The organism is Streptomyces glaucescens, from assembly GCF_002154375.1.
In the GTDB taxonomy this organism is placed as follows: domain Bacteria; phylum Actinomycetota; class Actinomycetes; order Streptomycetales; family Streptomycetaceae; genus Streptomyces; species Streptomyces glaucescens.
Genome location: NZ_MUND01000732.1, coordinates 1 through 3,142, shown reverse-complemented (window position 1 = coordinate 3,142; position 3,142 = coordinate 1). Strand labels below are relative to the sequence as shown.

Genomic DNA, 3,142 nt, shown 5'->3' with positions numbered 1-3,142 from the left:
CCACCCACCCCGGCCCGTCCTACGATGACGACACCGATCAGCCGATCACCCGCGCCGAGCCCCGCAGGGCAGCGCGCCGCTCCGGGGAGGAACCCGTGACCGACCGTCTCGTCACCAAGCCCACCGCAGGTGACTTCATCGCCGGCCTGCCGAAAGCCGAACTCCACGTCCACCACATCGGCTCCGCCTCCCCCCGCATCGTCGCCGAGCTGGCCTCCCGCCACCCCGACTCGAAGGTCCCGACGGACCCCGAGGCCCTGGTCGACTACTTCACGTTCACGGATTTCGCGCACTTCATCGAGGTGTACCTGTCGGTCGTCGACCTCATCCGCACCCCGGAGGACGTCCGTCTGCTGACCTACGAGGTCGCCCGCGAGCTGGCCCGCCAGCAGGTGCGCTACGCCGAGCTGACCATCACCCCGTTCTCGTCCACCCGCCGCGGCATCGACGAGAAGGCGTTCATGGACGCGATCGAGGACGCCCGCAAGGCGGCGGAGGCCGAGTTCGGGACCGTACTGCGCTGGTGCTTCGACATCCCGGGCGAGGCGGGCCTGGAGTCGGCCGAGGAGACGGCCCGGCTGGCCACGGACGACCGCCTCCGCCCGGAGGGCCTGGTCTCGTTCGGGCTCGGCGGCCCGGAGATCGGCGTGCCGCGCCCGCAGTTCAAGCCGTACTTCGACCGCGCGATCGCGGCCGGCCTGCACTCGGTGCCGCACGCGGGCGAGACGACCGGCCCGCAGACGGTCTGGGACGCCCTCACCCACCTGCGCGCCGAGCGCATCGGCCACGGCACCAGTTCCGCGCGGGACGAGAAGCTGCTGGCGCACCTGGCCGAGCACCGCATCGCGCTGGAGGTGTGCCCGACCTCGAACATCGCCACGCGCGCGGTCCGCAGCCTGGACGAGCACCCTCTCAGGGAGTTCGCCGACGCCGGTGTCCTCGTCACGATCAACTCGGACGACCCGCCGATGTTCGGCACCGACCTGAACAACGAGTACGCGGTCGCCGCCCGCCTCCTCGACCTGGACGAGCGCGGTCTCGCCGGTCTGGCGAAGAACGCCGTGGAGGCGTCCTTCCTGGACCCGGCCGGCAAGGCCCGGCTGGCGGCCGAGATCGACACGTACACCGACGCGTATCTCGCGGACCGGATCGCGCCCTGACCCGTCCGGGGCGGGACCCCAGCACAATGGGCCCATGCGCAACGTGACCGCCGTGGCCCACCGCGGCGCCCCTTACCACGCCCGTGAGAACACCCTGCCCTCGCTGCGGGCCGCGCTCGAACTGGGCGCGGACGCGGTCGAGATCGACGTACGGCTGACCCGGGACGGTGTGCCGGTGCTGCTGCACGACGAGACGCTCAAGCGGCTGTGGGAGCTGGACAAGCCGGTACTGGCGCTGACGGCGGCCGAGTTGGACGAGGTGACGGCCGGTCGGGTGCCGACGCTGGCCGCGGCGCTGGCGGCGACCGGGGACAGCCGGGTGATGCTGGATCTGCCGGGCTCCCCGGACGTCCGGGCGGCCCGCCGGGTGGTGGACGTGGTCCACGACTGCCGGGCCGAGGACCGCGTCCACTACTGCGCGGGCGCCGCGGCGATGCTCGCGGTGCGCGCCGCCGACCCGTCCGCCGAGATCGCCCTGACCTGGACGACGCTGGCGCCGCCGCGACCCGCGCTGCTGGACGCGGTGCGTCCGCGCTGGCTCAACTACCGTTTCGGCCTGGTCGACCGCGACCTCGCCGCCCGGGTGCACCGCGACGGCTACCTCCTCTCGGTCTGGACCCCCGACACCGTCCGGACGATGCGCCGTCTCATCGACGCGGGCGTGGACTCCATCACCACCAACCGCATCGACGCCCTGTGCGCCCTGCGCCGCCGCGGTTAGCCGCGCGGCCCGGCGTATTCCAGCGGGGGCGCGATGGCCTGGGCGTCCGCCTCCTGCCCCACCCACAGTCCGATCAGCAGTGCCGCCGTCGCCTCCACCAGTCCTGCCCGGTCCAGCCCCCCGGCATCGAGCGGCAGGCAGCCGAGGTCGCGGACGAGCCGTCGTACGGCAAAGAGGGCGGTCTCGTCGTCGCCGCACAGCGGTACCGCCAGCGGGCGGCCGTCGAAGACGGGCGGGGTCAGCCGCCAGACGTCGACATGGCAGAGGTTGAAGGCCTTCACGACGTGCGCGCCGGGCGCGGCGGCGGCGATGCGCTGGGCCGCGGAGGGGCCGCCCGCCGTGCGGAGGGTGAAGCCGGGGCCGACCGGGTTGGTGCAGTCGATGAGCGTCCGCCCGCGCAGCGCGTCGGCCAGCCCCGCGACCACGTCCACGGCCGCGTCGTAGGGCAGGGCCAGCAGTACCGCGTCCGTGCCGTGGTCGGCCGCGGCCCGCAGCCCGCCGTCCCGGCGGCCTCCGGTGACGACGTCGTGTCCGGCTCGCCGCCACTGGGTGCCCAGCGCGTCCGCCATGTTTCCGGTTCCGAGAATTCCGATGCGCATGGGCAGCACGGTAGGAAGCCGCTCGGGCACCATTCGGTGTGTGACCACTGACCAGGGCTTCCTCGCCGACTGCCGCGCCCGGCTCGCCTTCGATCTGCTCGCCAACACCTGGAACTCGGTGGTGGTCTGGGCGTTGAAGGACGGCCCGGCCCGCCCCGGAGAGCTGCGCGAGCGCATCGGCGGGATCAGTCAGAAGGTGCTGACCGAGACGCTGCGCCGGCTGGAGTTCAACGGGCTCGTGACGCGGCGGGCGTACGGCGGCGCGCCGCCCCGCGTGGAGTACGGACTGACGGAGCTGGGACGGACGTTGCTCGCGCCGATCGACGCCTTCGGGGCCTGGGCGTTCGAGCACGGCGACGAGGTGATGGCGGCGCGGGAACGTCACGAGCGGCAGCCGGGCGGCGGGCCGTCCCCTAGGGGGCGATCCTGACAACACCCTTGCTGCGTCGAGCCGTTGCTCCGGGTCCGGCCAGGGTCCGGCCCCCTCCTCACCGACGATCCGCCCCGGGACGCGGCGACCGAGGATGATCACGCACCGTCACCCCACGATCTTCCCGGGAGTCATGTCATGCCCGCCCGCCGCCGCACCGTCCTGCTCACCGCCGGTCTCGCCCTCGCCCTGACCGCCGGGCCCCTGGCCGCCCCCGCCCTGGCCCTCGCGT

Annotated in this window: 4 protein-coding genes; 3 read left to right on the top strand and 1 reads right to left on the bottom strand. The window is 73.6% G+C overall.

The window, feature by feature from the left end; translation table 11 throughout:
- Together CCN42_RS36200 and CCN42_RS36195 are read left to right on the top strand one after the other, a co-directional pair.
- The coding region (locus CCN42_RS36200) for an adenosine deaminase (protein WP_245877624.1) at window positions 1–1,160 on the top strand (1,160 nt) is incomplete at its 5' end.
- 34 nt (window positions 1,161–1,194) lie between these two features.
- A complete protein-coding gene (locus CCN42_RS36195; RefSeq protein WP_086741576.1) occupies window positions 1,195–1,881 on the top strand; it encodes a glycerophosphodiester phosphodiesterase in 687 nt (228 codons plus the stop codon).
- On the opposite strand, the gene CCN42_RS36190 is transcribed toward CCN42_RS36195, so the two are convergent.
- Window positions 1,878–2,480, bottom strand: a complete 603-nt coding sequence (locus CCN42_RS36190; RefSeq protein WP_086741578.1) for an NADPH-dependent F420 reductase — start codon at window positions 2,478–2,480, stop codon at window positions 1,878–1,880. The genes CCN42_RS36195 and CCN42_RS36190 overlap by 4 nt on opposite strands.
- A gap of 40 nt (window positions 2,481–2,520) precedes the next feature.
- On the opposite strand from CCN42_RS36190, the gene CCN42_RS36185 reads away from it, so the two are divergent.
- The gene (locus CCN42_RS36185; protein WP_086741575.1) at window positions 2,521–2,910 is read left to right on the top strand and encodes a winged helix-turn-helix transcriptional regulator; all 390 of its coding nucleotides are present in this window, start codon (window positions 2,521–2,523) and stop codon (window positions 2,908–2,910) included.
- The last annotated feature ends 232 nt before the right edge of the window (window positions 2,911–3,142 follow it).